Raw genomic sequence first — 22,106 nt, 5'->3', positions numbered from 1 at the left:
TTTCCTTACGCTCGGCCATAGGCACGCGGCAACTTCAGCTCGGTGAGCGTGCCGCCTTCTTCATGGTTATACAGTTTAACCGTGCCGCCGGCACGGGTGACGCTGGCCTGGCTGAGAAACAGGCCCAGGCCGAAACCCTTGCCCTTGGTGGTGAAAAACGGCCGCCCCAGCTGCTCGGCGATCGCCAGCGGCACGCCCGCGCCAAAGTCGCGGATGCTCAGGCGCAGCCACTGGTGATCCCAGTCCAGGCGGATATCCAGCTTGTCCGGGCAGGCATCGGCGGCATTGTTCAGCAAGTTGAGCAGCGCTTGGCTCAGATCGGCCGGCGGCATCATCCGTGGCGGCGTACCGCGGCCCAGGCATTGATAACGATAGCTGGCCTCGGGACGCATCAGGTGCCAGCGATTGAGGGTGGTTTCCAGCCACTCCACAGAAGACATGTCAACCACCGCCTGACGACGATCCGCCTCGGCGGCGCGTACCAGGTGCTGCAGGGTCTCCTTGCACAGTTTGACCTGCTCCTGCAGCACCGCCAGGTCCTCCTGCAGGGTCGGTTCCTGATGCTCGCGGCGCAGCTCCTTGATCAGCACGCTCATGGTCGCCAGCGGCGTGCCCAGTTCATGGGCGGCACCGGCGGCCTGGGTCGCCACCGCGAGCAGCTGCTGGTCGCGCAGACCTTCCTCGCGGCGCTCGGCGCGCAGCTCTTCCTGATGGCGCAACTCCTCGGCCATCTTGGCGACGAAGAAGGTGATCAAGCCGGCGGCCAGGGCAAAGCTCAGCCACATGCCGTAGATCAGCAGAATTTCCCGCGGCCCCGCGGGCAACTCCAGCGGGTGCGACCAGACCAGCAGAAAGGTGTAGCCGCCCAGCGCCAGTCCGGACAGGGTGATGGTGTAAAGCCAGGGCAGGGTCGCCGCAGCAATGGTCAGCGGCACCAGGTAATAGGACACGAAGGGGTTGGTCGAGCCGCCCGAGTAGTACAACAGCAGGCTATGAATAATCAGGTCACAGGCCAGTTGCCCAGCGTACTCCAGCTCCGTAACCGGCCAGGGGCCACGCAGACGCACCGCCGTAAGCAGGCACACCACCAGGGAAATACCGAGGGTGACGCTCAGCTCCAGCCAGGGTAACGGCAACGCCCCGGACTTGTAGGCCAGGCCCACGGAGCCGGCCTGGGCGGCCAGCACCAGAATACGGATCAGGGTCAGACGCCAGAGATTTTGCCGACTGGCCGACAGCAACTGCACGGGTGCGAGCATGGGCTCTCCAAAAAATGCTCGGTCAACGAGCGGCAGGAGTATAACCAAGCCACTGCGCGCCCAACTGCGGCAACACGCCGCAGCTGGGCAACCTGAAAAATAGTGGAACCGGCTTTAACCCGTTTAATCAGATAGTACCGTCTACCCTCTGGAAAGCCGCGCATACCCCATGCGCCCAACATATAAAGGAATCCTCATGCTGCCATTGTCCCGCCTCGCCACCGCCCTGCTGCTCAGCGCCACCAGCCTGTTGAGCGCCACGGCCATGGCCGAAGAAGCCCGCTACAACCAGGTTTCCCTGCGCGCCGAGGTCAATCAGGAAATCGCCCACGACCTGATGCACGTCACCCTCTACAGCGAAGCCCAGGACAGCGACCCGGCCGCCCTCGCCGCGCAGATCAGCAAGACCCTCAACGCCGGCATCGCCCAGGCGCGCAAGGTCAAAGGCGTCAGCGTTACCTCCGGCAGCCGCAACAGCTACCCGGTCTACGACCACAAGGGCCAGAAAATTACTGCCTGGCGCGAGCGCGCCGAGCTGCGCCTGGAAAGCGCCGACTTCAGCGCCCTGTCCAAGCTCACCGGTGAAATGCTGCAGACCCTGAAGATGGGAGGGATGAGTTTCAGCATCGCCTCGGACACCCGCAAGACCCACGAAGACGCCCTGCTCAAGGACGCCGTGGCGGCCTTCAAGGCTCGCGCCCAGCTTGCGACTGAAGCCCTCGGCGGCAGCGGCTACAAGCTGGTCAGCCTGAGCCTGAATAGCGGCGGTTTCCAGCCGCCAATGCCGATGCGCATGGAAGCCATGAAAGGCGCGGCGATGATGGATGCGGCGGTGACCCCGGAGATCGAAGCCGGCACCAGCCAGGTCAATATCAACGCCGATGGTGTGATCGAAGTGCAGATGCCGTAGAAACTGCTACAAACAGAAGCAGCGCCGTTATCCGACGATAGCGGCGTCTTGCCATGTTTTTCTCGAACTTTTATAGATATGCGACACCAACATACCGCTGCATCGTCATTCCTGTTCTCTCTGCGACATGCCCCTTGCCTCCGGCATACGCCCTGCATAGTTTCTCCCAAGGTCTCCAAAAGAGGCCCCTCAGGATCACAACCACAATAACCATGAGGTCACTATGCGTAAGAACGCCGTCATCCAGGCTTTACTCGCCGCTGGGCTGATCGCCAGCACCCCGTTTGCCAGCGCCGCCGGCAACCTGGTGTTCTGCTCCGAAGGCAGCCCCGCCGGGTTCGACCCTGGCCTGTACACCACCGGCACCGATTTCGATGCCGCTGCGGAAACCGTATTCAACCGCCTGAGCCAGTTCGAACGTGGCGGCACCAAAGTGATCCCCGGCCTGGCCGAGAAGTGGGACATCAGTGAAGACGGCCTGAGCTACACCTTTCATCTGCGCCCCAAGGTGAAATTCCACACCACCGCATACTTCACGCCGAGCCGCGACTTCAACGCAGATGACGTGCTGTTCACCTTCCAGCGCATGCTCGACAAGGAGCACCCGTTCCGCAAAGCCTACCCCTCGGAGTTCCCCTACTTCACCGACATGGGCATGGACGCGAACATCGCCAAGATCGAAAAACTCGACGACATGACCGTCAAGTTCACCCTCAACGAAGTCGACGCCGCCTTTATCCAGAACCTGGCGATGAGCTTCGCTTCGATCCAGTCCGCCGAATACGCCGATAGCCTGCTCAAGGCCGGCAAGGCCGCCGATATCAACCAGAAGCCCATCGGTACCGGCCCATTCGTGTTCAGCCGCTACCAGAAGGACGCGGTGATCCGCTTCAAGGGCAACAAGGAATACTGGCAACCCGATGAGGTGAAGATCGACAACCTGATCTTCGCCATCAACACCGACGCCTCGGTGCGCATGCAGAAGCTCAAGGCCGGCGAATGCCAGGTCACCCTGTTCCCGCGCCCGGCGGATCTGGACTCGCTGAAAAAAGACCCGAATCTGGACATGCCCGAGCAGGCTGGATTCAACGTCGGCTATATCGCCTACAACGTCACCCACCCGCCGTTCGACAAACTCGAAGTGCGCCAGGCGCTGGACATGGCGGTGAACAAGCAGGGCATCATCGACGCGGTGTACCAGAGCGCCGGCCAGCTGGCGGTCAACGGCATGCCGCCGACCCAGTGGTCCTATGACGACAGCATCAAGGACCCCGCCTACGACCCGGAAAAAGCCAAGGAGCTGCTCAAGGCTGCCGGCATCAAGGAAGGCACCGAGATCACCCTGTGGGCCATGCCGGTGCAGCGCCCCTACAACCCCAACGCCAAGCTGATGGCTGAAATGCTGCAAAGCGACTGGGCCAAGGTCGGCATCAAGGCCAAGATCGTCAGCTACGAGTGGGGCGAATACCTCAAGCGTGCCAAGGCCGGCGAACACGACGCCATGCTGATCGGCTGGAGCGGCGACAACGGTGACCCGGACAACTGGCTGGGCACCCTCTACGGCTGCGACGCGGTGGACGGCAACAACTTCTCCAAGTGGTGCGATGCCGACTACGACAAGCTGGTGAAGGCTGCCAAGCGGGTGACCGATACCGCAGAACGCACCAAGCTGTACAAGCAGGCTCAGGTGATTCTCAAGCGCGAAGTGCCGATTACCCCGATCGCCCACTCCACGGTCTATCAGCCCATGAGCAAGAAGGTCGTGGACTTCCGCATCAGCCCCTTCGCGCTGAACTCCTTCTACGGCGTCGGCGTCAAGTAACCACGCGCTGCACTCCGCTTGGCGGCCACCTTCATGGCCCGCCAAGCGGACACCACCCGCATAACAGCGCCCGGCCATTGCAGTTAGCAGGCCGTAGAAAAACGTAGCCGAGGCAGGCAAGACAAGGCAAAAACAGGCGAGGAAGCGGAGTTTACTGCTGTAAATGAGCATTCCGAGCCTGTTTCTAACGCAGTATTGCCAACGCAGGTAGTTTTTCAACGGCCTGCCGGGCGCACACGGAGCACCCATTACTATGCTGTCCTTTATCGCCCGCCGTTTGGGGCTACTGATCCCCACCTTTTTCGGCGTCACCCTGTTGACCTTTGCGCTGATCCGCATGATCCCCGGCGACCCGGTGGAAGTGATGATGGGTGAGCGCCGCGTCGACCCGGTGATGCATGCCGAGGCCATGGAGCGCCTGGGCCTGAACAAACCGCTGTATGCCCAGTATTTCGACTATATCGGCCAGCTGGCCCAGGGTGATCTGGGGCAATCGCTACGCACCCGGGAAAGCGTGTGGAGCGAGTTTCTCACCCTGTTTCCCGCCACGGTCGAACTGGCCCTGGCCGCCCTGCTGTTCGCCGGAAGCCTGGGTCTGATCGCCGGCGTCATCGCCGCCCTCAAGCGTGGCTCGCTGTTCGACCATGGGGTGATGGGCATCTCGCTGGCCGGCTACTCCATGCCGATTTTCTGGTGGGGTCTGCTGCTGATCATGTTCTTCTCGGTATGGCTGGGCTGGACGCCGGTGTCCGGGCGCATCGACCTGCTCTACGACATCCCGCCGGTCACCGGTTTTATGCTGATCGACACCCTGCTGGCGGACGAGCCCGGGGCCTTTGTCGACGCCCTGCGTCACCTGATCCTGCCGGCCATCGTGCTCGGCACCATCCCACTCGCGGTCATCGCGCGGATGACCCGCTCGGCGATGCTCGAAGTACTGCGCGAGGACTATGTACGTACCGCCCGCGCCAAGGGCCTGTCGCCGGCCCGCGTGGTGTTCGTCCATGGCCTGCGCAATGCGCTGATCCCGGTGCTCACGGTATTCGGCCTGCAGGTCGGCGCGCTGCTGGCGGGCGCGGTGCTGACCGAAACCATCTTCTCCTGGCCGGGTATCGGCAAATGGCTGATCGAGTCGATCGGCGCGCGTGACTACCCGGTGGTGCAGAACGGCATTTTGCTGATCGCCTGCCTGGTGATCCTGGTCAACTTCGTGGTGGACATCCTCTACGGACTGGCCAACCCACGCATTCGCCATCAGCCCTAAGGAAAACATCATGCATAGCCGCAATCTTTCCGTAGGGTGGATGACGCTTCATCCATCCACCATCGTAACGCCCAAGCGGTGGATGAAAAGAGCGTCATCCACCCTACGCAGGCCCGTTTTGGAGGCTCGCCCATGACGACCACCACTATCGACCAGAGCCTGTTCTACCCCTCACCACTCAAGGAATTCTGGCAGGCCTTTGCCCACAACAAGGGCGCAGTCGCCGGGCTGGCGTTTATGATCCTGCTGGTGATCTGCGCGCTGTTTGCGCCCTGGATCGCCCCGCATGACCCCAGCGAGCAATACCGCGAGTTTCTGCTCACGCCACCGGCCTGGCTGGAAGGCGGTCAGCTGCAATTTCTGCTGGGCACCGATGAAGTCGGTCGTGATCTGCTGTCGCGGCTGATCCATGGCGCGCGGCTGTCGCTGCTGATCGGCCTGGCCTCGGTATTGATGTCGCTGATCCCCGGCATCCTGCTGGGCCTGGTCGCCGGTTTCTTTCCGCGCCTGCTCGGCCCGTCGATCATGCGCCTGATGGACATCATGCTGGCCCTGCCCTCGCTGCTGCTGGCGGTGGCCATCGTCGCCATCCTCGGCCCAGGGCTGATCAACACCATCTTCGCCATCGCCATCGTCTCGCTGCCGTCCTATGTGCGCCTGACCCGCGCCGCCGTCATGGGCGAGTTGAACCGCGATTACGTCACCGCTGCACGCCTGGCCGGTGCCAGCCTGCCACGGCTGATGTTTATCACCGTGCTGCCCAACTGCATGGCACCGCTGATCGTTCAGGCCACCCTGAGCTTTTCCTCGGCGATTCTCGACGCCGCCGCCCTGGGCTTTCTCGGTCTCGGCGTACAACCGCCAACGCCTGAGTGGGGCACCATGCTGGCCTCGGCGCGCGACTATATCGAGCGCGCCTGGTGGGTGGTCAGCCTGCCGGGCCTGACCATTCTGCTCAGCGTGCTGGCGATCAATCTGATGGGCGACGGGCTGCGCGATGCACTCGACCCGAAACTCAAGAATGCGCAGTGAGGAGGCGAGCATGAGCCACCCTGCAGAACATTTCGTAGGATGGGTAGAGCACAGCGATACCCATCATCGCTGCTCGACCAACAGCATGGGTATCGCACGACTCAACCCATCCTACCGGCGTCCGAATGCACGCCCGGAGACCGCCGCATGAGCTTACTGGATATCAAGAACCTGTCCGTGCGCTTCGGCGACGCCACGGCCATTCCGGTGGTCGACGGCCTCGACCTGTGCGTGGAAAAGGGCGAAGTACTGGCGATTGTCGGCGAATCCGGCTCCGGCAAATCGGTGACCATGATGGCGTTGATGGGCCTGATCGACGCGCCCGGCATCGTCACCGCCGACAGCCTGCAGTTCGACGGCACCGACATGCTGCGCCTCAAGGGCCGCCAGCGGCGGCATATCGTCGGCAAGGACCTGTCGATGGTCTTTCAGGACCCGATGACCGCACTCAACCCCAGCTTTACTGTGGGTTTCCAGATTGAAGAAGTACTGCGCCAGCACCTGAATCTCAAAGGCCAGTCCGCCCGCCAGCGCGCGCTGCAACTGCTCGACCGGGTGGAGATCCCTGCCGCCGCCAGCCGCCTGAATGCCTACCCGCACCAACTGTCCGGCGGCATGAGCCAACGGGTGGCGATTGCCATGGCGATTGCCGCCGAGCCCAAACTGCTGATCGCCGACGAACCGACCACGGCGCTGGATGTGACCATTCAGGCGCAGATCATGGACCTGCTGGTGGGCCTGCAACGCGAACAGAACATGGGCCTGGTGCTGATCACCCATGACCTGGCCGTGGTCGCGGAAACCGCGCAACGGGTCTGCGTGATGTATGCCGGGCAGGCGGTGGAGATCGGCAGCGTGCCGCAGCTGTTCAGCGCGCCCAGCCACCCCTACACCGAAGCGCTGCTCAAGGCGATTCCCGAGCACAGTCAGGGCCAGCGCCGCCTGACCACCCTGCCCGGAATCGTCCCGGGTCGCTACGACCGGCCAGTGGGCTGCCTGCTGTCGCCACGCTGCCCCTACGCCCAGCCCCATTGCCGTGAACAACGGCCGAGTCTGGACGCCCATGAACGTGGCGCAGCGCGCTGCTTCTACCCGCTCAACCTGACTGCGGAGGTGGCCTGATGAGCGCCGTCCTGACTGCTCGCGACCTCACCCGTCACTACGAAATCTCCCGCGGCCTGTTTCAACCCAATGCCCAGGTGCAGGCGCTGAATGGCGTGTCCTTTGAATTACAGGCGGGCAAGACCCTGGCGGTGGTCGGCGAGTCCGGCTGCGGCAAGTCCACCCTGGCCCGCGCCCTGACGCTGATCGAGGAGCCCAGCTCGGGCTCGCTGCAGATTGCCGGACAGGAGGTGACGGGTGCCAACAAGGCCCAGCGCAAGCAGCTGCGCCGTGATGTGCAGATGGTCTTTCAGAACCCCTACGCCTCGCTCAATCCGCGGCAGAAGGTCGGCGACCAATTGGGCGAGCCGCTGCTGATCAACACCGGCCTGTCGCGCCTGGAACGGCGCGAGCGGGTGCAGGCGATGATGCAACAGGTCGGCCTGCGCCCCGAGCATTACCAGCGCTACCCGCATATGTTCTCCGGCGGCCAGCGCCAGCGCATCGCCCTGGCCCGGGCGATGATGCTGCAACCCAAGGTGCTGGTGGCGGATGAGCCGACCTCGGCGCTGGACGTATCGATCCAGGCCCAGGTGCTCAACCTGTTTATGGACCTGCAGGAAGAGTTCAACACCGGCTACGTGTTTATCTCGCACAACCTCTCGGTGGTACGCCATGTGGCCGACGATGTGCTGGTGATGTACCTCGGCCGCCCAGTGGAAATGGGCTCCAGCGAGCTGATCTACAACCGTCCGCTGCACCCTTACACTCAGGCGCTGCTGTCGGCGACACCGACCATCCATCCCGACCCGAGCAAACCGAAGATCAAGCTCAGCGGCGAGCTGCCCAACCCGCTGTCGCCACCCAGCGGTTGCGCCTTCCACCAACGCTGCCCCCATGCCAGCGAACGCTGCCAGGTTGAACAGCCTGCGCTGCGCCTGCTCGATGCAAGGCAGGTGGCTTGTCACCATGCGGAGACGATCAACGGCTAAGCCAAAAAATCGCGGGCATGGCCCGCTCCTACAAGAGCGCCACTGAGCTGTAGGAGCGGGCCATGCCCGCGATGGGAACAGCACGGTATCAACGCCGAAAAAACCGATAAAACTCACGCAGCTCGGCCTGGGCATCGCTGACGCTGACCGGGGTAAAGCGCACCTCCTGGTGCGCCGGGCATTGCGCCAGGCGGCTCTGGTCCAGCGGGTGCAACCAGCCCAGCAGCGGGTAGCCGCCCATGGTCTGGTGATCGGCCTGGAGAATGATCGGCTGGCCGTCCGGCGGCACCTGAATGGCCCCGCGGCCGACGCCCAGGGACCACTGCCGCGCCGGCACCTGCAGCGGCTCGCCCAGTAGCCGCGCGCCCATCCGGTCGGAATGCGGGCTGAGCTGCCAGGCCTGGGCGAAAAAGCCCTGCAACTGATCTTCATCGAAACTCGCCGCATCGCCGCCGGTAATCACCCGCAACAGGGGCTTGCCGCGGTAGTCCGGGCGATAGGGCCAGGGCACGCTGGCCGGGTGACTGAATACACGGCGGTTGCCGCACAGCAACCGATCCCCCGCCTGCAGCGGCGAACCCTGGCCGTCCAGGCCGCCGAGGCCCTCGCGTTGCTGGGCGCTGACGCTGCCCAGTACCGGCACGGCGCGAAAGCCGCCGGCCACCGCCAGGTAGGCGCGCTGACCGCTGCGGGCAAAGCCCAGCTGCAGGCACGCCCCGGCGCGCACGGGAAACCGCGACCAGAGCGGCAGCGCCCGGCCATCCAGGCTTAGCGGCATCTCCGCGCCACAGACCGCCAGCCAGGTGTCGCGCTCGGCCTGCAGTTCGACATCGCCCAGGGCGATTTCCAGCAGCGGTGTGCCCCAGGGATTGTCCAGCAGGCGGTTGGCCCAGGCCGCCGCATGCAGATCCTGCGGCCCGGCCGGCGATACGCCGAGGTGCTGCCAGCCGTGGCGACCGCCATCCTGCAGCAGGCTCAGCGCCCCCGGCTTCAATACTCGCAGGCCTTTCACGGCTGGCCGCCCTCGCTGATAAAGTCGCGCTCGTCGATTGCGCGGAAACGCACCCGGTCGCCCAGAGCCAGAGGACATGGCGGCTCGCGTGTGGCATCGAACAGGGTCCAGGGGCAACGCCCGAGCAGGTGCCAGCCGCCGGGCGAACGCTGCGGGTAGATGGCCGTCAGCCGCTCGGCGATGGCCAGGCTGCCGGCCGGCACCGCCAGCCGCGGGGTGGCGCGGCGCGGCAAGAGCAGACGCGGATGCAGCTCGCCCAGATAGGCGAAGCCGGGGGCAAAGCCGATGGCTCCGACGCGGTACTCGGGCGCGCCATGCAGCTCGATCACCTGCTGGGTATCCAGGCGACACAGGCGCGCCACCTCGGCCAGGTCTTCACCGTTGTAACAGATGGGGATTTCATGCAAACGCCCCGCCCGCTCGCTCAAGGGCTGGTCGATCCAACGCTCCAGCAGCGGCTTGAGCTTCTCGGCCAGTTGCAGGTGATCGGTGCGGGTCAGGTCGTAGTGCAGCAACAGGCTGGTCCAGCCGGGCACCAGATCGGTGAGCAAGGGGCCGAGTTCGCCACGGATACGTTCGGCCAGCAGGGCCATACGCTGCGCCAGGTGCGCGTCCGGCTGCTCGGCCAGCACCAGCAGCAGCGCTTCGGCACCGGCCGGTTCGATGCGGATCACGAGGCGTCCAGCATGGCCCGCAAACGCCGCAGCACGGCCAGTGAGTCGGCGTTGTCGCCATGCACGCAGAGGCTGTCGGCGCGCAGCTGCAAGGGCTTGCCGTCGATATCGGCGAAGGGCTCGCCGCGGGCAATCGCCAGGCCCTGTTCGAGAATCCGCTGCGGATCGCGATGCACCGCCCCGGACAGCCGTCGCGGGGCCAGCTGCCCATCGGCCAGATAGGCGCGGTCGGCGAAGGCCTCGAACAGCAGCGGCACATCGGCTTCATCGGCCAGATGCAGCTCGCGGGCGTTGTCGGTCAGGGCCAGGGTCATCAGCGGCAGGCCCTGGCGATAGCTGGCGCAGGCCTCCAGCACCGCCGAGAACAGGGCATCGTCGCGCACCAGGTCGTTGTACAGCGCACCATGGGGTTTGACGTAGGCCAGGCGGGTACCGGCGGCGCGGCAGAAGGCATCCAGCGCGCCGACCTGGTAGAGCACCAGAGCGGTCACCTCGTAGGGTGAGCAGGCCATATGCCGACGACCGAAACCGACCATATCGGGATAGGCCGGATGCGCGCCAATGCTCACCCCATGTTGCACCGCCAGCTCGACGGTGCGCAGCATGGTCATGGGGTCGGAGGCATGAAAGCCGCAAGCCAGGTTGGCCTGATCGATCAACGGCATGGCATGGGCATCGTCACCCATGCTCCAGACGCCGAAGCTTTCGCCCATATCGCAGTTCAGCAGGATTCTTTTCATGGCCCCAAGCTTAGAGCCACAGGCGCAACGGCACCAGTCGCAACCGCGCACTTTGCGACCTTGGCCCAGGCCGCGGGGTGGTCGGCGCAGGGTTCAATACACGTCGCGGCGATAGCGGCCCTCTTCGCGCAGCGCATTGACTGCGGCTTCGCCCAGCAATTCGCGCAGCACCTGGTCCACCCCGCTGGCCATGCCTTCGAGGCTGCCGCACACATAGATCGCCGCCCCCTCGGCCAGCCATTCGCGCAGTGGCTCGGCGGCTTCACGCAGGCGGTCCTGCACATAGACCCTGGCGGCCTGATCGCGGGAAAAGGCCAGGTCCAGCCGCGCCAGATCACCAGCGGCCAGCCAGCCCTGCAGCTGCGCCTGGCAATAGAAGTCATGGGCCGCGTTGCGCTCACCGAACAGCAGCCAGTTAGCCCCATGCCCGGCAACGATCCGCGCCTTGAGCAGGCTGCGCAGCCCGGCCAGGCCGGTGCCATTGCCGATCAGGATCAGCGGCCGCGCATCCTCCTGTGCATGGAAGGCGCTATTACGCCGCACCCGCGCCAGCAACGGGCCGTGCAGTGCCGCACCGTCCGTTAACCAGCCGGAACCGAGGCCCAGCGAGCCGTCGGCATGCCTTTCCTGACGCACGATCAGCTCCAGCTCGCCGTCGGCGGGCAAGGAGGCGATGGAGTATTCGCGTGCGGCCAGCGGCACCAGCGCATCGAGCAGCGCCTGTGCATGCAGGCCGACCAAATGGCTGAACTGCTCGGGCAACTGCTTGCCGCGCAGCGCCTGCTGCAGTGACTGGCTCAGGCCATCGAGGCTGACCCTTTGCCTGCCGTCCACTGCATGGGCCTGCAACCAGGCCTGTACGGTGGCGTCGCTGTGGCGCGGCGGCACTTCGAGAATATCGCCGGCACTCCAGTCAGTCGGCTGTGCGGCACGCAATGCCAGCAGGTAGGTTGGCGCACCCTGGCTGCCGGGGTTGAGCAGCTCGCGACGCGTCAGGGTCCACAAGCCATAGGGCGTTTCGCCCTGATGCAGCGGCTGGGCACCGGTCAGTTCGCCGAGCTGACGCTGCCAGCTGGCCAGCGCCGCGGTATCGGCGGCGTCGACCTGCACCGCATCGAACAGGCTGCGCGCGCCCTGCCGTGCCAACCAATCCTGAACCCGCAAGGCAAAGCCGCAGAAGTGCTGATACTGACGGTCACCGAGGGCGAGCATGGCGTAACGCAGCTGCGGCAGGTCCAGGGCCTGCCCCAGCAGCTTGCGCTCGAAGCCGCGGGCGCTGTCCGGGGCCTCGCCATCGCCAAAGGTGCTCAGCACAAATAGCGCGTTGTGCGCCTGGCGCAGCATCTGCGCGTTGAGGTTGGCCAAGGGCTGCACGCTGACGGCCAGGCCGGCGGCCTGCAGCTGCCCGGCGGTTTGCCAGGCCAGCTGTTCGGCAAAACCGCTCTGGCTGGCAAAGCCTATCAGCCAGCCATTGCCCGGTTCTGTATGCGGCCGCAACGCGCCACGGGCCTGCAGCAGCGCGCGCTTCTTGCGCCGGCGATCGAGGTACAGCAACCAGCCGGTGATGGCGAACAGCGGCATGCTCAGGCTGGCCAGGAACATCAGGATGCGCCCGGGCAGACCGAAGTAGCTGCCCACATGCAGGGCATAGTTGCTGGTCAGCAGTTGATCGCCAAAGGCCTGCTCGCGGTAGCGCTTGTGCTGTTTCACCGCGCCGCTTTGCCCATCCAGGCTGAGCTGGTTGAAGGCGCGCTCGTGGGGCGCGTCGTCACGCATATAGAACACCGTGGCCGGCTGACCGGGCGCAGCCGGCAGGCGCAGGCTGTAACCGCTCAGCTGCGGCCCGGCGGCCTGCTGCAGACCGGCCCAGAGCGCAGGGTAATTCACCACGGGTACGGCCCCGGCAGGCGGCCGGCCGCCGCGCTTGCGCGGCTCGCCAGCAGGCTCGCTGCTGAGCAGCGCGATCAGCCCTTCGCGGTACCAGTCGTAGGACCAGTACAGCCCGGTCAGCGCCGCGCACAGATAGAACGCCAGGCACCAGGTACCGGCCACCGCATGCAGATCCCAGTTGAAGGCGCGACCGCGCTTGGCCCAGTCCAGAGCCAGCCAGGCGCGCCAGTTCAAGGCCTGGCGCGGCCAGCGCAGGTAGAGGCCAGAGAGGCAGAAGAAGATCAGCGCCAGGGTGCTGGCGGCGGTGATCTGCTTGCCGTACTCGCCCATGGCAAGAAAGCGGTGCAGCTCCAGCATCAGGTCGAAAAAGCCCTGGCCACGCGCCTCACCGAGCAGCTCGCCGCTATAAGGATCGAAATAGCGCGCCTCGCCGCGGCGCTCGCCCGCCGGCGGGGCGAACATCGCCCGCCCGGCGCGGTCGGCCGCCGCCTCGATGTTCAGACGCACCACCCGCTGCTGGCTGGCCGCCTCGATACGCGGCACCAGCACGTCAGGCGACAGCACGCCGCCGTCCTGCACGGCGACCTGCAACACCTCGGGATTGAGCGCGCGCAACAATTCGTCCTGAAACGAATAAGCCGCGCCGGTCAGGCCCATCAGCGCCAGCACCATACCCGCGCTGATACCGAGCAGCCAGTGCAGTTGGAAGAGGACTTTCTTCAGCATTTTTCCGACTCAGTCACTGCCCGACCTGGGCTCGCGATGGTTTTAAAGCGGATGTTTAGAAACTGACCCGATAGCCCAGGGTCACGGTGCGCCCGCGACCCATAAACATCTGATCGTCACGCTTGCTGGCAGCCTGGGCGTAATAGGTCAGGTATTCCTTGTTCAGCAGGTTCTCGATACCCAGGCTGGCCTCCCCCACAGGCAGGCGGTAGCCGAGCGAGGCGTCGACCAGGCTATAGCCGTCGAACTCCAGGGCCGGATCGTCGAAGCCACGACTGGCGTAGTGGTTGGCCTGCAGGCGGGTATTCAGCTTGTCGGTCCAGTTGGCCTGCCAGCTGACGCCGTAACGGTCCGGGGAGATGTTGGCACCGTCCAGATCGGTATCGACCTTGCCGTCGCCGTCGGTGTCGGACTGACCATTGACCTGGGCATAGGTGGCCTGCATGCGATGCACGGGGTTGATCTGCCAGCCGGCCGTGGCCTCGATACCGTCGATTTCGCTGCGCTCGCGGCGAATCTGATAGACCCCGCCGACATTTTCCAGGCGCGCGCCCAGGTCGGCATTGGATTCGAAGTAACCGATTTCCGCATCGAACGGACCATGGTTGAAACGCAGGCCGACCTCGCGGTTGTCGGTGACGATCGGCTGCAGGTCGAGAAAGCTGTCGACGCTCATGCCCGGCTGGCTGATGCCACGCAGCACGCGACCGACATCCGGCATGCCAAAACCTTCGGAGTAGTTGGCGTAGAGCTGCGCCCAGTCGGTGAGTTCAAACACCAGGCCGGTGTTGAACAGGGTTTCCTCGAACGTCGGGCTACCGCCCTCGACACTGACACCGCCGGCCGGTTTGGTGGTCGAGGCGATGGTGTGGAAGCTGCCCACCTCCAGCTCGGCATACTCGTGGCGTACCCCGGCGTGCAGGGTGAGGCGCTCGTGGGCGCGGATTTCCGCCTGGATAAAGGGCGCGAAGTTGCGGAACCGGGTTTCCGGCACCCACTCGCGGTCGGTGGCGATGAGCATCTGGCTGGTGGTGTCCTGCAGCACATCGAGGCCGCCGGTGAGCATCAGATGGTTATCGAACAGGCCGTCGCGGCTCAGGGTGAACTTGCCGCCGTATTTGTCCGACTCGTTCTGCGACTGGTCGAACAGGGTGCCAACCGGCGCAATCGAGGCATCCTGGAAGGACGCCAGGCTGTTGCCGCCAAACCGCGCGCGGAAGCGCTGACTGTAGAGCTGTGCGCTCAGGCGATTGCCACTCAGGTCGTCATGCTTGTAGCTCAGGCTGGTGGCCAGCACCTCGTTCTGCGGCGCTTCGCCCGGCGGGCTGCCCTTGCGCGAGGTGGCCGGAGTACCAGCAGCGCGGTTGCCCGGCACATTGACGTACTCGTGCTCGCCCTCGATCTGGAAGCGATTGACCATCAGTTCGAGGTTCTGATCGGCGTCGAACCAGTAGCCGAGCTTGAGCAGCAGGTCGCTGCTGTCCGAGTTCATGATGTCGCCCTGGGTGTCGTCGACGCCGATCAGGGTGCCATTGGCATCGTAGGACATGCCGCGGGTCTGCCAGCTGGCGGCGGCCAGGTAGTCCCAACTGCCCTCGTTGCCTTCAACCCGGTAATCCAGCTTGTAGCCCAGGCCGGCGGACTCATAGTCAGTCGGCGCTTCCAGGCTGACCCCGGCATGCTGGCGGAGGGTGCCGCCCTTAGGCCTGCGGGTGACGTAGTTGATGATCCCGCCGGTAGCGCCAAGCCCGTGCTCGGCGCTGGCCCCGTGGATCACCTCGATGCGCTCGACCATGGCCATATCGATGGTGTAGCCGTCCCGGGCGCTGTTGCGCAGCGGCGTGGACTGCGGCACGCCATCGATCAGCACCAGCGCCGAGCGGCCGCGGAAAGTCTCGCCGGCGCTGCTCATCTTCTGCCGGCTCGGCGAATAGGACGGAATCAGGTTGCTGAGGATCTGGCCGTGATCGGAGGTGATCGCCAGCTGCTGCTCGATCTGCTCGCGAGTGATCACCGTGATCTTCTGCGGCGTCTTGCCCGCCTCGCTCTTGGCGCGGGTGGCACTGATGGTGACGGCTTCCAGTTCGACCGCCTCTTCGGCGTAAACGGGGGCACCCGCAAGGGCCGTACAGACCAGGGAAATGCTTAGACAAAGACGGGAACGGCAGAACACAGGGGCGGCCTCCAGGGGAATTACGCAGTGAAAGCGTCAGGGCCGCGCACCATACACGGGTTACGAATCACTTGCATTAGCATCCGCACCAAAGTATCAGCGCGTCCCCGCGTGACTGCCGGCCACCTGCCCCCTGTTTTTCCGCCTCACCACCGCGTCGAGCGCAAGCAAAGCACCCCGCTTACATAATTTACATCTTGCCGAAAGCCGCAGCGGCACAGGCTTTCAGCGCACCCGAACGGCGCGGGAAGCGGTGCCGGCGACATTAGGATTGAACCCTATTTGCAATTCATTATCATCCGCATCACTTTTCTCCACCCCCACCCCTGGAGTCATCGATGCCTTTCGCCCGCAACCGCACCGTTCTGGCCAGCGCCATCACCCTCGCCAGCGCCGTTATGGCCAGCGCACATGCCAACGAGCCCATTGCCCTGAAAGATGTGGTGGTCAGCGCCTCCGGTTTCGAGCAGAAAGTCACCGACGCCCCGGCCAGCATCAGCGTGTTGAGCCAGCAAGATCTGCAGCAGAAGCGCTACAGCAACCTGGCCCAGGCTCTGGAAGATGTTGAAGGCATCGATGTGCGTCAGGGCACCGGCAAGACCGGCGGCCTGAATATCAGCATTCGCGGCCTGCCCAGCGAGTACACCCTGATCCTCATCGATGGCCGTCGGCAGAACAGCGCGGGCAACGTCACTCCCAACGGTTTCAACGAAACCGCCACCAGCTTTATGCCGCCGATGTCGGCCATCGAGCGTATCGAGGTGATTCGCGGGCCGATGTCGACCCTCTACGGTTCCGACGCCATGGGCGGCGTGGTCAATATCATCACCAAGAAAGTCGCCAAGGAATGGGGCGCGGCGATCAGCCTGGATCACACCTTCCAGGAAAATCGCGACTACGGCGAAACCAGCAGCACCAGCCTGTATGCCAGCGGCCCGCTGATCGACAACCTGCTCGGTCTGGCCGTGCGCGGCAGCCTGTTTGACCGGGGCGCATCCGATCTGAGCTTCGACGACGACTCGACCGTCAGCAAGCGCGGTGCCTCACCGGTGGAGGGTCGCAACTACAGCGCCGGGGCGCGGCTGACCCTGACCCCCCATGAAAATCACGACTTCTCCCTGGACCTCGAGCAAGGCCGCCAGGTCTACAACAACGATGACTGCCAGCTCGGCACCCTGGATGGCAAAAACGGCGGCAGCGCGGTCAACGGCTGCAATGTCGAGCGGCCCACGCAGATCAACGGCTACGACGACGAACTGCTCTTCGAGCGTGACCAGCTCGCCCTCAGCCACACCGCCCGCCTCGGCTTCGGCACGCTGGACAGCAGCCTGACCCACAACACCACCGAGACCATCGGCCGCACCATCCCCGGCACCCGCGGCGTGGCCTATAGCGGCTACCCGGCCATCGTTGCCGGCGATGACCGCGAGCTGAAATCCACCGACCTGATCTTCGACAGCAAATTGGTCAGCCCGCTGGGCGACTCGCATACCGCCACCCTCGGCGGTCAGTACTGGGACGCCGAAGTCAGCGACGGCATCGCTTCGGAAGACTTCCAGCAAACCTCCTGGGCCCTGTTCGTCGAGGACGAATGGCGACTGCGCGACGACCTGGCCCTGACCCTGGGCGCGCGTTATGAAGACCACGAGGCCTTTGGCGGCCATGTCAGCCCGCGCGCTTATCTGGTGTGGAACACCACTGACAACTGGACCCTGAAAGGCGGCGTCAGCCGCGGCTACAAGACCCCGACCCTGAACCAGCTGCATGACGGCATCAGCGGCGTGACCGGCCAGGGTCGCACCATCACCATCGGCAGCCCGGACCTGGAACCGGAAATCACCACCAACACCGAGTTCGGGGTGTACTTCGACAACCTGGCCGGCTTCGATGCCAACGCCACGCTGTTCCACAACAAGTTCAAGGACAAGATCGACGACGGCACGCCGTTGGCCAACTGCAACTTCACCGCCAATCCGAACCAGCCGGGCTGCGTCAGCCTGGGCAGCGGCTTCACCCAGGAGAGCTTCTCCCAGAGCGTCAATATCGGCGAAGCCGAAACCCAGGGCCTGGAACTGGCAGGCGGCTGGCAGTTCGCTCCAGCCTGGAAGCTGGCGCTGAATTACACCTACACCGACAGCGAACAGAAGAGCGGCATCAACGCAGGTGCGCCGCTGACCAACACCCCGGAGCACATGGCCCACGCCCGCCTGAACTGGACCACCAGCGACCGCCTGACCCTGTGGTTTAAAGGTGAATACCGCGGCGAACGTGCGCGCTTCACCGACAAATACGAGAACCTCACGGCGGCCAACCAGGCGCTGCAGGATCAGGTCGGCGACCTGAAGGCCTACGAGGTATTCCACCTGGGCGGCTCGTACAGGGCGTCTGAGAACCTGACGCTGAACGCCACCCTGTACAACGTCTTCGACAAGGACTTCACCAAGGGCAAGACCTACACCACCAATACCGGCAGCACCGGCTGGGCTTCCAGCTATATCCAGGCAGCACAATCCACCACCGGCACCCTGGAAGAAGGTCGCCGCCTGTGGCTGTCGGCCAACCTCAGCTTCTAAGCCCGCCTATGGCGGGCCTTGGTGCGCCCCGGTAGAAACACAAAACCCCGCCGAAGCGGGGTTTATGTGGCAACAGCGGGCGGCCTAGAGGAAGAACGACTTCAGCGGCGGGAAGCCATTGAACTCCACCGCGCTGTAGCTGGTGGTGTAGGCACCGGTGGACAGCCAGTAGAGGCGGTCGCCGATGGCCAGGTTGAGCGGCAGGCCGTACTTGTAGTTCTCGTACATGATGTCGGCGCTGTCGCAGGTCGGGCCTGCGATCACCACCTCTTCCATCTCGCCCTTCTTCTCGGTCCAGATCGGGAACTTGATGGCTTCGTCCATGGTTTCGATCAGGCCGCTGAACTTGCCCACGTCCACATACACCCAGCGCTCCACGGCGGTACGCGACTTGCGTGCGACCAGCACCACTTCACTGACCAGGATACCGGCGTTGGAGATCAACGAACGGCCCGGTTCGAGGATGATTTCCGGCAGGTCGTCGCCGAAGTCGTCCTTGAGGAAGCGGATGATTTCCTCGGCGTAGGTTTCCAGGCTGTTGGTGCGGGTGATGTAGTTGGCCGGGAAGCCGCCGCCCATATTGATCAGCTTGAGGTGGATACCGTCTTCTTCCTTCAGACGCTCGAAGATCACCTTGACCTTGGCAATCGCCGCATCCCACACGGAGATGTCGCGCTGCTGCGAGCCGACGTGGAAGGAGATGCCGTACGGCACCAGGCCCAGGTCGCGAGCGAGGATCAGCAGGTCCATGGCCATATCGGTCTGGCAGCCGAACTTGCGCGACAGGGGCCAGTCAGCCGTGGTCGAGCCTTCGGTAAGGATGCGCACATAGATTTTCGAGCCCGGCGCGGCCTTGGCGATATTGCGCAGGTCGGCTTCGGAGTCGGTAGAGAACAGACGCACGCCCTTCTCGTAGAAGTAGCGGATGTCCTTGGATTTCTTGATGGTGTTGCCGTAGCTGATACGGTCGGCAGTGACGCCGCGGCTCATCACCTTGTCCAGCTCGTAGATCGAGGCGATATCGAAGCTCGAACCCTTGTCCTTGAGCAGGTCGATGATCTCGACTGCAGGGTTGGCCTTGACCGCGTAGTAGATCTTGGCGAATTCGAAACCGGCGCGCAGGTCGTCATACGCCTGGCTGATGATCGAGGTGTCGATCACCACGAACGGGGTTTCGTGCTGATCGGCGAACGCTTTCATGCGTTGAAAAGTGGCGGGTGCGTAATAGTCTTCGACCTTGATCGGCATGCTAGGACTCCAGTTGGCAGAACCAGTTAAAACATTTCAGTTAAGTAACCCTAGCACTCGCTAGCCATTACTCAGCCTTGAGGGATGCCCGACGGCTTAGCCGCACAAGCAGAACGTCTGATCAGTATCCCCACTTTGGTTCGCCTACTTCCCAAGGCATGTCGCCGAGTACCCTGCGGGGTCTCTCGTCGTCAGTACTTGAGCCGGATGGATCGTTGCCAGCATGGACGTTCGGGCGCGAACTTTAGGGCCATGGGGGGCTGAGATCAATCAATAATTAGCGCAGTTTCGTCACCAGCCTTGTCTTGTCGATTGCTCGTTTTATATTCAAAACAAAACGTCAGGAATGCTGCACAAAGCGCAGAGAATCCGTGGTTTTCTCCTCTGATCATAGGTCGCCGCGCTGGGCGACGTTTACCGTTATAATCGCCGCCTTTTTTGACAGACCGACTATCAGTCGACGGGTTCCCGCAAAATGACCATCCAGGCCGCCGAAGTCGCCAAACGCCGCACGTTCGCGATCATCTCCCACCCCGACGCCGGTAAGACCACCATTACCGAGAAGCTGCTGCTGATGGGCAAGGCCATTGCCGTGGCCGGTACGGTGAAGTCGCGCAAATCCGACCGCCACGCCACGTCCGACTGGATGGAAATGGAAAAGCAGCGCGGCATCTCCATCACCACCTCGGTGATGCAGTTCCCCTACCGCGATCACATGATCAACCTGCTCGACACGCCCGGCCACGAAGACTTCTCGGAAGACACCTACCGCACCCTGACCGCGGTGGACAGCGCGCTGATGGTGCTCGACGGCGGCAAGGGCGTTGAGCCACGCACCATCGCCTTGATGGATGTATGTCGGTTGCGCGACACGCCTATCGTCAGCTTCGTCAACAAACTCGACCGCGATATCCGTGACCCGATCGAGCTGCTCGATGAGATCGAAGCGGTGCTGAAGATCAAGGCCGCGCCCATCACCTGGCCGATTGGCTGCTACCGCGACTTCAAGGGCGTCTACCACCTGGCTGACGACTACATCATCGTCTACACCGCCGGCCACGGCCACGAGCGCACCGAAACCAAGATCATCCAACACCTGGACTCGGATGAAGCTCGCGCCCACCTGGGTGACGAATACGAGCGTTTTATCGAACAGCTGGAACTGGTCCAGGGTGCCTGCCATGAGTTCGACCAGCAGGAGTTTCTCGACGGCAAGCTGACCCCGGTGTTCTTCGGTACCGCCCTGGGCAACTTCGGCGTCGACCATGTACTGGATGCGGTGGTCGACTGGGCACCCAAGCCGCTGGCGCGCGTCGCCAACGAGCGTACCGTGGAACCGGTGGAAGAGAAATTCAGCGGCTTCGTGTTCAAGATCCAGGCGAACATGGACCCCAAGCACCGCGACCGCATCGCCTTTATGCGTATCTGCTCGGGCAAATACAGCCAGGGTATGAAGATGCGCCACGTGCGCCTGGGCAAGGACGTGCGCATCGGCGACGCCCTGACCTTCTTCTCCAGCGAGCGTGAAATGCTGGTCGAGGCCTACGCCGGCGACATCATCGGCCTGCACAACCACGGCACCATCCAGATCGGCGACACCTTTACCGAAGGCGAGGCTCTGGGCTTTACCGGTATCCCGCACTTCGCCCCGGAACTGTTCCGCCGCGTACGCCTGAAAGACCCGCTGAAATCCAAGCAACTGCGCCAGGGCCTGCAACAGCTGGCCGAGGAAGGCGCGACCCAGGTGTTCTTCCCCGAGCGCAGCAACGACATCATCCTCGGCGCGGTCGGAGTGCTGCAGTTCGACGTGGTCGCCAGCCGCCTGAAGGAGGAATACAAGGTCGAGTGCGCCTACGAGCCGATCACCGTGTGGTCGGCGCGCTGGATCGAGTGCGCCGACAAGAAGAAGCTTGAGGAATTCTCCAACAAGGCGGTGGAAAACCTCGCCCTGGACGGCGGCGGCCACCTCACCTACCTGGCCCCGACCCGGGTAAACCTGAGCCTGATGGAAGAGCGCTGGCCGGATGTGAAATTCAGGGCGACGCGCGAGCATCATTGATCTTTGATCGCAGGTAAAAGCCAACCCTCTCCATAAAAAGGAGAGGGGGCCGTTCGGCGGAGACAGAAATATCACGGTTAGCAGGCCCTACGCGGTCGACGCGCTTACCCCTGCAGTGATGGAGTCAGGTAGACAGCAATCATCGACTTCACACTGTCGGCCCCCTCGCCCCTCCGGGGAGAGGGTTGGGGTGAGGGGCAGCTATCTGCGCCTGTCGCAAAATCTCCGCCAGCACCTCCCGCATCTGCGCCAATATCTCCCGGTTGCTAAAGCGAACCACCCGAATCCCACGGTTTCCCAGATAGCGGCTGCGCTCAGCATCCCGACGCAAGGCCTCATCACTAAAATGCTGCCCACCATCCAACTCGACCGCCAACCCCAGCTCTGCACAGTAAAAATCCAGCACATAAGGCGGTAACGGATATTGCCGACGAAACTTGAAGCCGCCGAGCTGACGATTGCGTAAATGCCGCCACAACAACTGCTCGCAATCGGTCAGCTCATGGCGCAGTTGCTTGGCAAATTCACGTTGCTCGGCTGTAGGCCTTTGAATGCCTTTGGGCATGCTTCACCTCCGTGTGAACTTCGCCCCTCACCCTAGCCCTCTCCCCAAGGGGGAGAGGGAACTGAT

16 protein-coding genes are annotated in these 22,106 nt (G+C 63.7%); 8 read left to right on the top strand and 8 right to left on the bottom strand.

Features of this window, described 5'->3' with window-relative positions; translation table 11 throughout:
* Nucleotides 1-5 precede the first annotated feature (5 nt).
* A complete protein-coding gene (locus tag WMW70_RS03195) occupies nucleotides 6-1,259 on the bottom strand; it encodes an ATP-binding protein (RefSeq protein ID WP_341436058.1) in 1,254 nt (417 codons plus the stop codon).
* 196 nt (nucleotides 1,260-1,455) lie between these two features.
* Here WMW70_RS03195 and WMW70_RS03190 point away from each other — a divergent pair, with 196 nt between their 5' ends.
* The 6 genes from WMW70_RS03190 to WMW70_RS03165 all read left to right on the top strand — a co-directional run bounded on the left by WMW70_RS03190 (nucleotide 1,456) and on the right by WMW70_RS03165 (nucleotide 8,380).
* Complete coding sequence (locus WMW70_RS03190; protein ID WP_341436057.1) at nucleotides 1,456-2,169, top strand: SIMPL domain-containing protein; 714 nt, start codon at nucleotides 1,456-1,458, stop codon at nucleotides 2,167-2,169.
* 223 nt (nucleotides 2,170-2,392) lie between these two features.
* The gene (locus WMW70_RS03185; RefSeq protein ID WP_341436056.1) at nucleotides 2,393-3,991 is read left to right on the top strand and encodes an ABC transporter substrate-binding protein; all 1,599 of its coding nucleotides are present in this window, start codon (nucleotides 2,393-2,395) and stop codon (nucleotides 3,989-3,991) included.
* Nucleotides 3,992-4,244: 253 nt separating this feature from the next.
* A complete protein-coding gene (locus WMW70_RS03180; protein ID WP_341436055.1) occupies nucleotides 4,245-5,255 on the top strand; it encodes an ABC transporter permease subunit in 1,011 nt (336 codons plus the stop codon).
* A 132-nt stretch (nucleotides 5,256-5,387) separates the two neighbouring features.
* Nucleotides 5,388-6,287, top strand: coding sequence for an ABC transporter permease subunit (locus WMW70_RS03175; protein ID WP_341436054.1), 900 nt, complete (start codon nucleotides 5,388-5,390; stop codon nucleotides 6,285-6,287).
* A gap of 147 nt (nucleotides 6,288-6,434) precedes the next feature.
* The gene (locus WMW70_RS03170; RefSeq protein ID WP_341436053.1) at nucleotides 6,435-7,409 is read left to right on the top strand and encodes an ABC transporter ATP-binding protein; all 975 of its coding nucleotides are present in this window, start codon (nucleotides 6,435-6,437) and stop codon (nucleotides 7,407-7,409) included.
* Nucleotides 7,409-8,380, top strand: coding sequence for a peptide ABC transporter ATP-binding protein (locus WMW70_RS03165; protein WP_341436052.1), 972 nt, complete (start codon nucleotides 7,409-7,411; stop codon nucleotides 8,378-8,380). The genes WMW70_RS03170 and WMW70_RS03165 overlap by 1 nt, the downstream gene beginning before the upstream one ends.
* Before the next feature lie 88 nt (nucleotides 8,381-8,468).
* Here WMW70_RS03165 and WMW70_RS03160 read toward each other — a convergent pair whose 3' ends face one another.
* The 5 genes from WMW70_RS03160 to WMW70_RS03140 all read right to left on the bottom strand — a co-directional run bounded on the left by WMW70_RS03160 (nucleotide 8,469) and on the right by WMW70_RS03140 (nucleotide 15,595).
* Nucleotides 8,469-9,392: a 5-oxoprolinase subunit C family protein gene (locus WMW70_RS03160; protein ID WP_341436051.1), complete on the bottom strand. Its 924-nt coding sequence runs from the start codon at nucleotides 9,390-9,392 to the stop codon at nucleotides 8,469-8,471.
* Entirely contained in the window at nucleotides 9,389-10,066 is a 678-nt protein-coding gene (gene pxpB, locus WMW70_RS03155) for a 5-oxoprolinase subunit PxpB (protein WP_341436050.1), read from the bottom strand. The genes WMW70_RS03160 and pxpB overlap by 4 nt, the downstream gene beginning before the upstream one ends.
* Nucleotides 10,063-10,806 carry a 5-oxoprolinase subunit PxpA gene (locus WMW70_RS03150; protein ID WP_341436049.1) on the bottom strand — a complete coding sequence of 248 codons (744 nt, stop codon included), beginning with the start codon at nucleotides 10,804-10,806 and terminating at the stop codon, nucleotides 10,063-10,065. Before WMW70_RS03150 ends, pxpB begins: the two co-directional genes overlap by 4 nt.
* Nucleotides 10,807-10,899: 93 nt before the next feature.
* On the bottom strand, nucleotides 10,900-13,422 hold the full coding sequence (locus tag WMW70_RS03145; RefSeq protein ID WP_341436048.1) for a sulfite reductase flavoprotein subunit alpha: 2,523 nt from the start codon (nucleotides 13,420-13,422) through the stop codon (nucleotides 10,900-10,902).
* 55 nt (nucleotides 13,423-13,477) lie between these two features.
* Complete coding sequence (locus tag WMW70_RS03140; RefSeq protein ID WP_341436047.1) at nucleotides 13,478-15,595, bottom strand: TonB-dependent receptor; 2,118 nt, start codon at nucleotides 15,593-15,595, stop codon at nucleotides 13,478-13,480.
* A 338-nt stretch (nucleotides 15,596-15,933) separates the two neighbouring features.
* Here WMW70_RS03140 and WMW70_RS03135 point away from each other — a divergent pair, with 338 nt between their 5' ends.
* A complete protein-coding gene (locus tag WMW70_RS03135) occupies nucleotides 15,934-18,168 on the top strand; it encodes a TonB-dependent receptor domain-containing protein (RefSeq protein ID WP_341436046.1) in 2,235 nt (744 codons plus the stop codon).
* An 84-nt stretch (nucleotides 18,169-18,252) separates the two neighbouring features.
* On the opposite strand, the gene WMW70_RS03130 is transcribed toward WMW70_RS03135, so the two are convergent.
* The gene (locus tag WMW70_RS03130; RefSeq protein WP_341436045.1) at nucleotides 18,253-19,416 is read right to left on the bottom strand and encodes a type III PLP-dependent enzyme; all 1,164 of its coding nucleotides are present in this window, start codon (nucleotides 19,414-19,416) and stop codon (nucleotides 18,253-18,255) included.
* Between the two features lie 475 nt (nucleotides 19,417-19,891).
* On the opposite strand from WMW70_RS03130, the gene WMW70_RS03125 reads away from it, so the two are divergent.
* The gene (locus WMW70_RS03125; protein ID WP_341436044.1) at nucleotides 19,892-21,475 is read left to right on the top strand and encodes a peptide chain release factor 3; all 1,584 of its coding nucleotides are present in this window, start codon (nucleotides 19,892-19,894) and stop codon (nucleotides 21,473-21,475) included.
* 148 nt (nucleotides 21,476-21,623) lie between these two features.
* On the opposite strand, the gene WMW70_RS03120 is transcribed toward WMW70_RS03125, so the two are convergent.
* The gene (locus WMW70_RS03120) at nucleotides 21,624-22,040 is read right to left on the bottom strand and encodes an endonuclease domain-containing protein (RefSeq protein ID WP_341436043.1); all 417 of its coding nucleotides are present in this window, start codon (nucleotides 22,038-22,040) and stop codon (nucleotides 21,624-21,626) included.
* Nucleotides 22,041-22,106: the final 66 nt, after the last annotated feature.

This window comes from Pseudomonas sp. XK-1 (genome assembly GCF_038069885.1).
In the GTDB taxonomy this organism is placed as follows: domain Bacteria; phylum Pseudomonadota; class Gammaproteobacteria; order Pseudomonadales; family Pseudomonadaceae; genus Aquipseudomonas.
This window is presented reverse-complemented; position numbering and strand designations above follow the sequence as displayed.

Excerpts from the sequence above, each read along its gene's own strand:
- WMW70_RS03135 (WP_341436046.1), top strand. The coding sequence starts at position 15,934 with ATGCCTTTCGCCCGCAACCGCACCGTTCTGGCCAGCGCCATCACCCTC.
- WMW70_RS03145 (WP_341436048.1), bottom strand. The coding sequence starts at position 13,422 with ATGCTGAAGAAAGTCCTCTTCCAACTGCACTGGCTGCTCGGTATCAGC.
- WMW70_RS03170 (WP_341436053.1), top strand. The coding sequence starts at position 6,435 with ATGAGCTTACTGGATATCAAGAACCTGTCCGTGCGCTTCGGCGACGCC.
- WMW70_RS03130 (WP_341436045.1), bottom strand. The coding sequence starts at position 19,416 with ATGCCGATCAAGGTCGAAGACTATTACGCACCCGCCACTTTTCAACGC.
- WMW70_RS03195 (WP_341436058.1), bottom strand. The coding sequence starts at position 1,259 with ATGCTCGCACCCGTGCAGTTGCTGTCGGCCAGTCGGCAAAATCTCTGG.
- WMW70_RS03185 (WP_341436056.1), top strand. The coding sequence starts at position 2,393 with ATGCGTAAGAACGCCGTCATCCAGGCTTTACTCGCCGCTGGGCTGATC.
- WMW70_RS03190 (WP_341436057.1), top strand. The coding sequence starts at position 1,456 with ATGCTGCCATTGTCCCGCCTCGCCACCGCCCTGCTGCTCAGCGCCACC.
- WMW70_RS03125 (WP_341436044.1), top strand. The coding sequence starts at position 19,892 with ATGACCATCCAGGCCGCCGAAGTCGCCAAACGCCGCACGTTCGCGATC.
- WMW70_RS03180 (WP_341436055.1), top strand. The coding sequence starts at position 4,245 with ATGCTGTCCTTTATCGCCCGCCGTTTGGGGCTACTGATCCCCACCTTT.
- WMW70_RS03120 (WP_341436043.1), bottom strand. The coding sequence starts at position 22,040 with ATGCCCAAAGGCATTCAAAGGCCTACAGCCGAGCAACGTGAATTTGCC.
- WMW70_RS03150 (WP_341436049.1), bottom strand. The coding sequence starts at position 10,806 with ATGAAAAGAATCCTGCTGAACTGCGATATGGGCGAAAGCTTCGGCGTC.
- WMW70_RS03165 (WP_341436052.1), top strand. The coding sequence starts at position 7,409 with ATGAGCGCCGTCCTGACTGCTCGCGACCTCACCCGTCACTACGAAATC.
- WMW70_RS03175 (WP_341436054.1), top strand. The coding sequence starts at position 5,388 with ATGACGACCACCACTATCGACCAGAGCCTGTTCTACCCCTCACCACTC.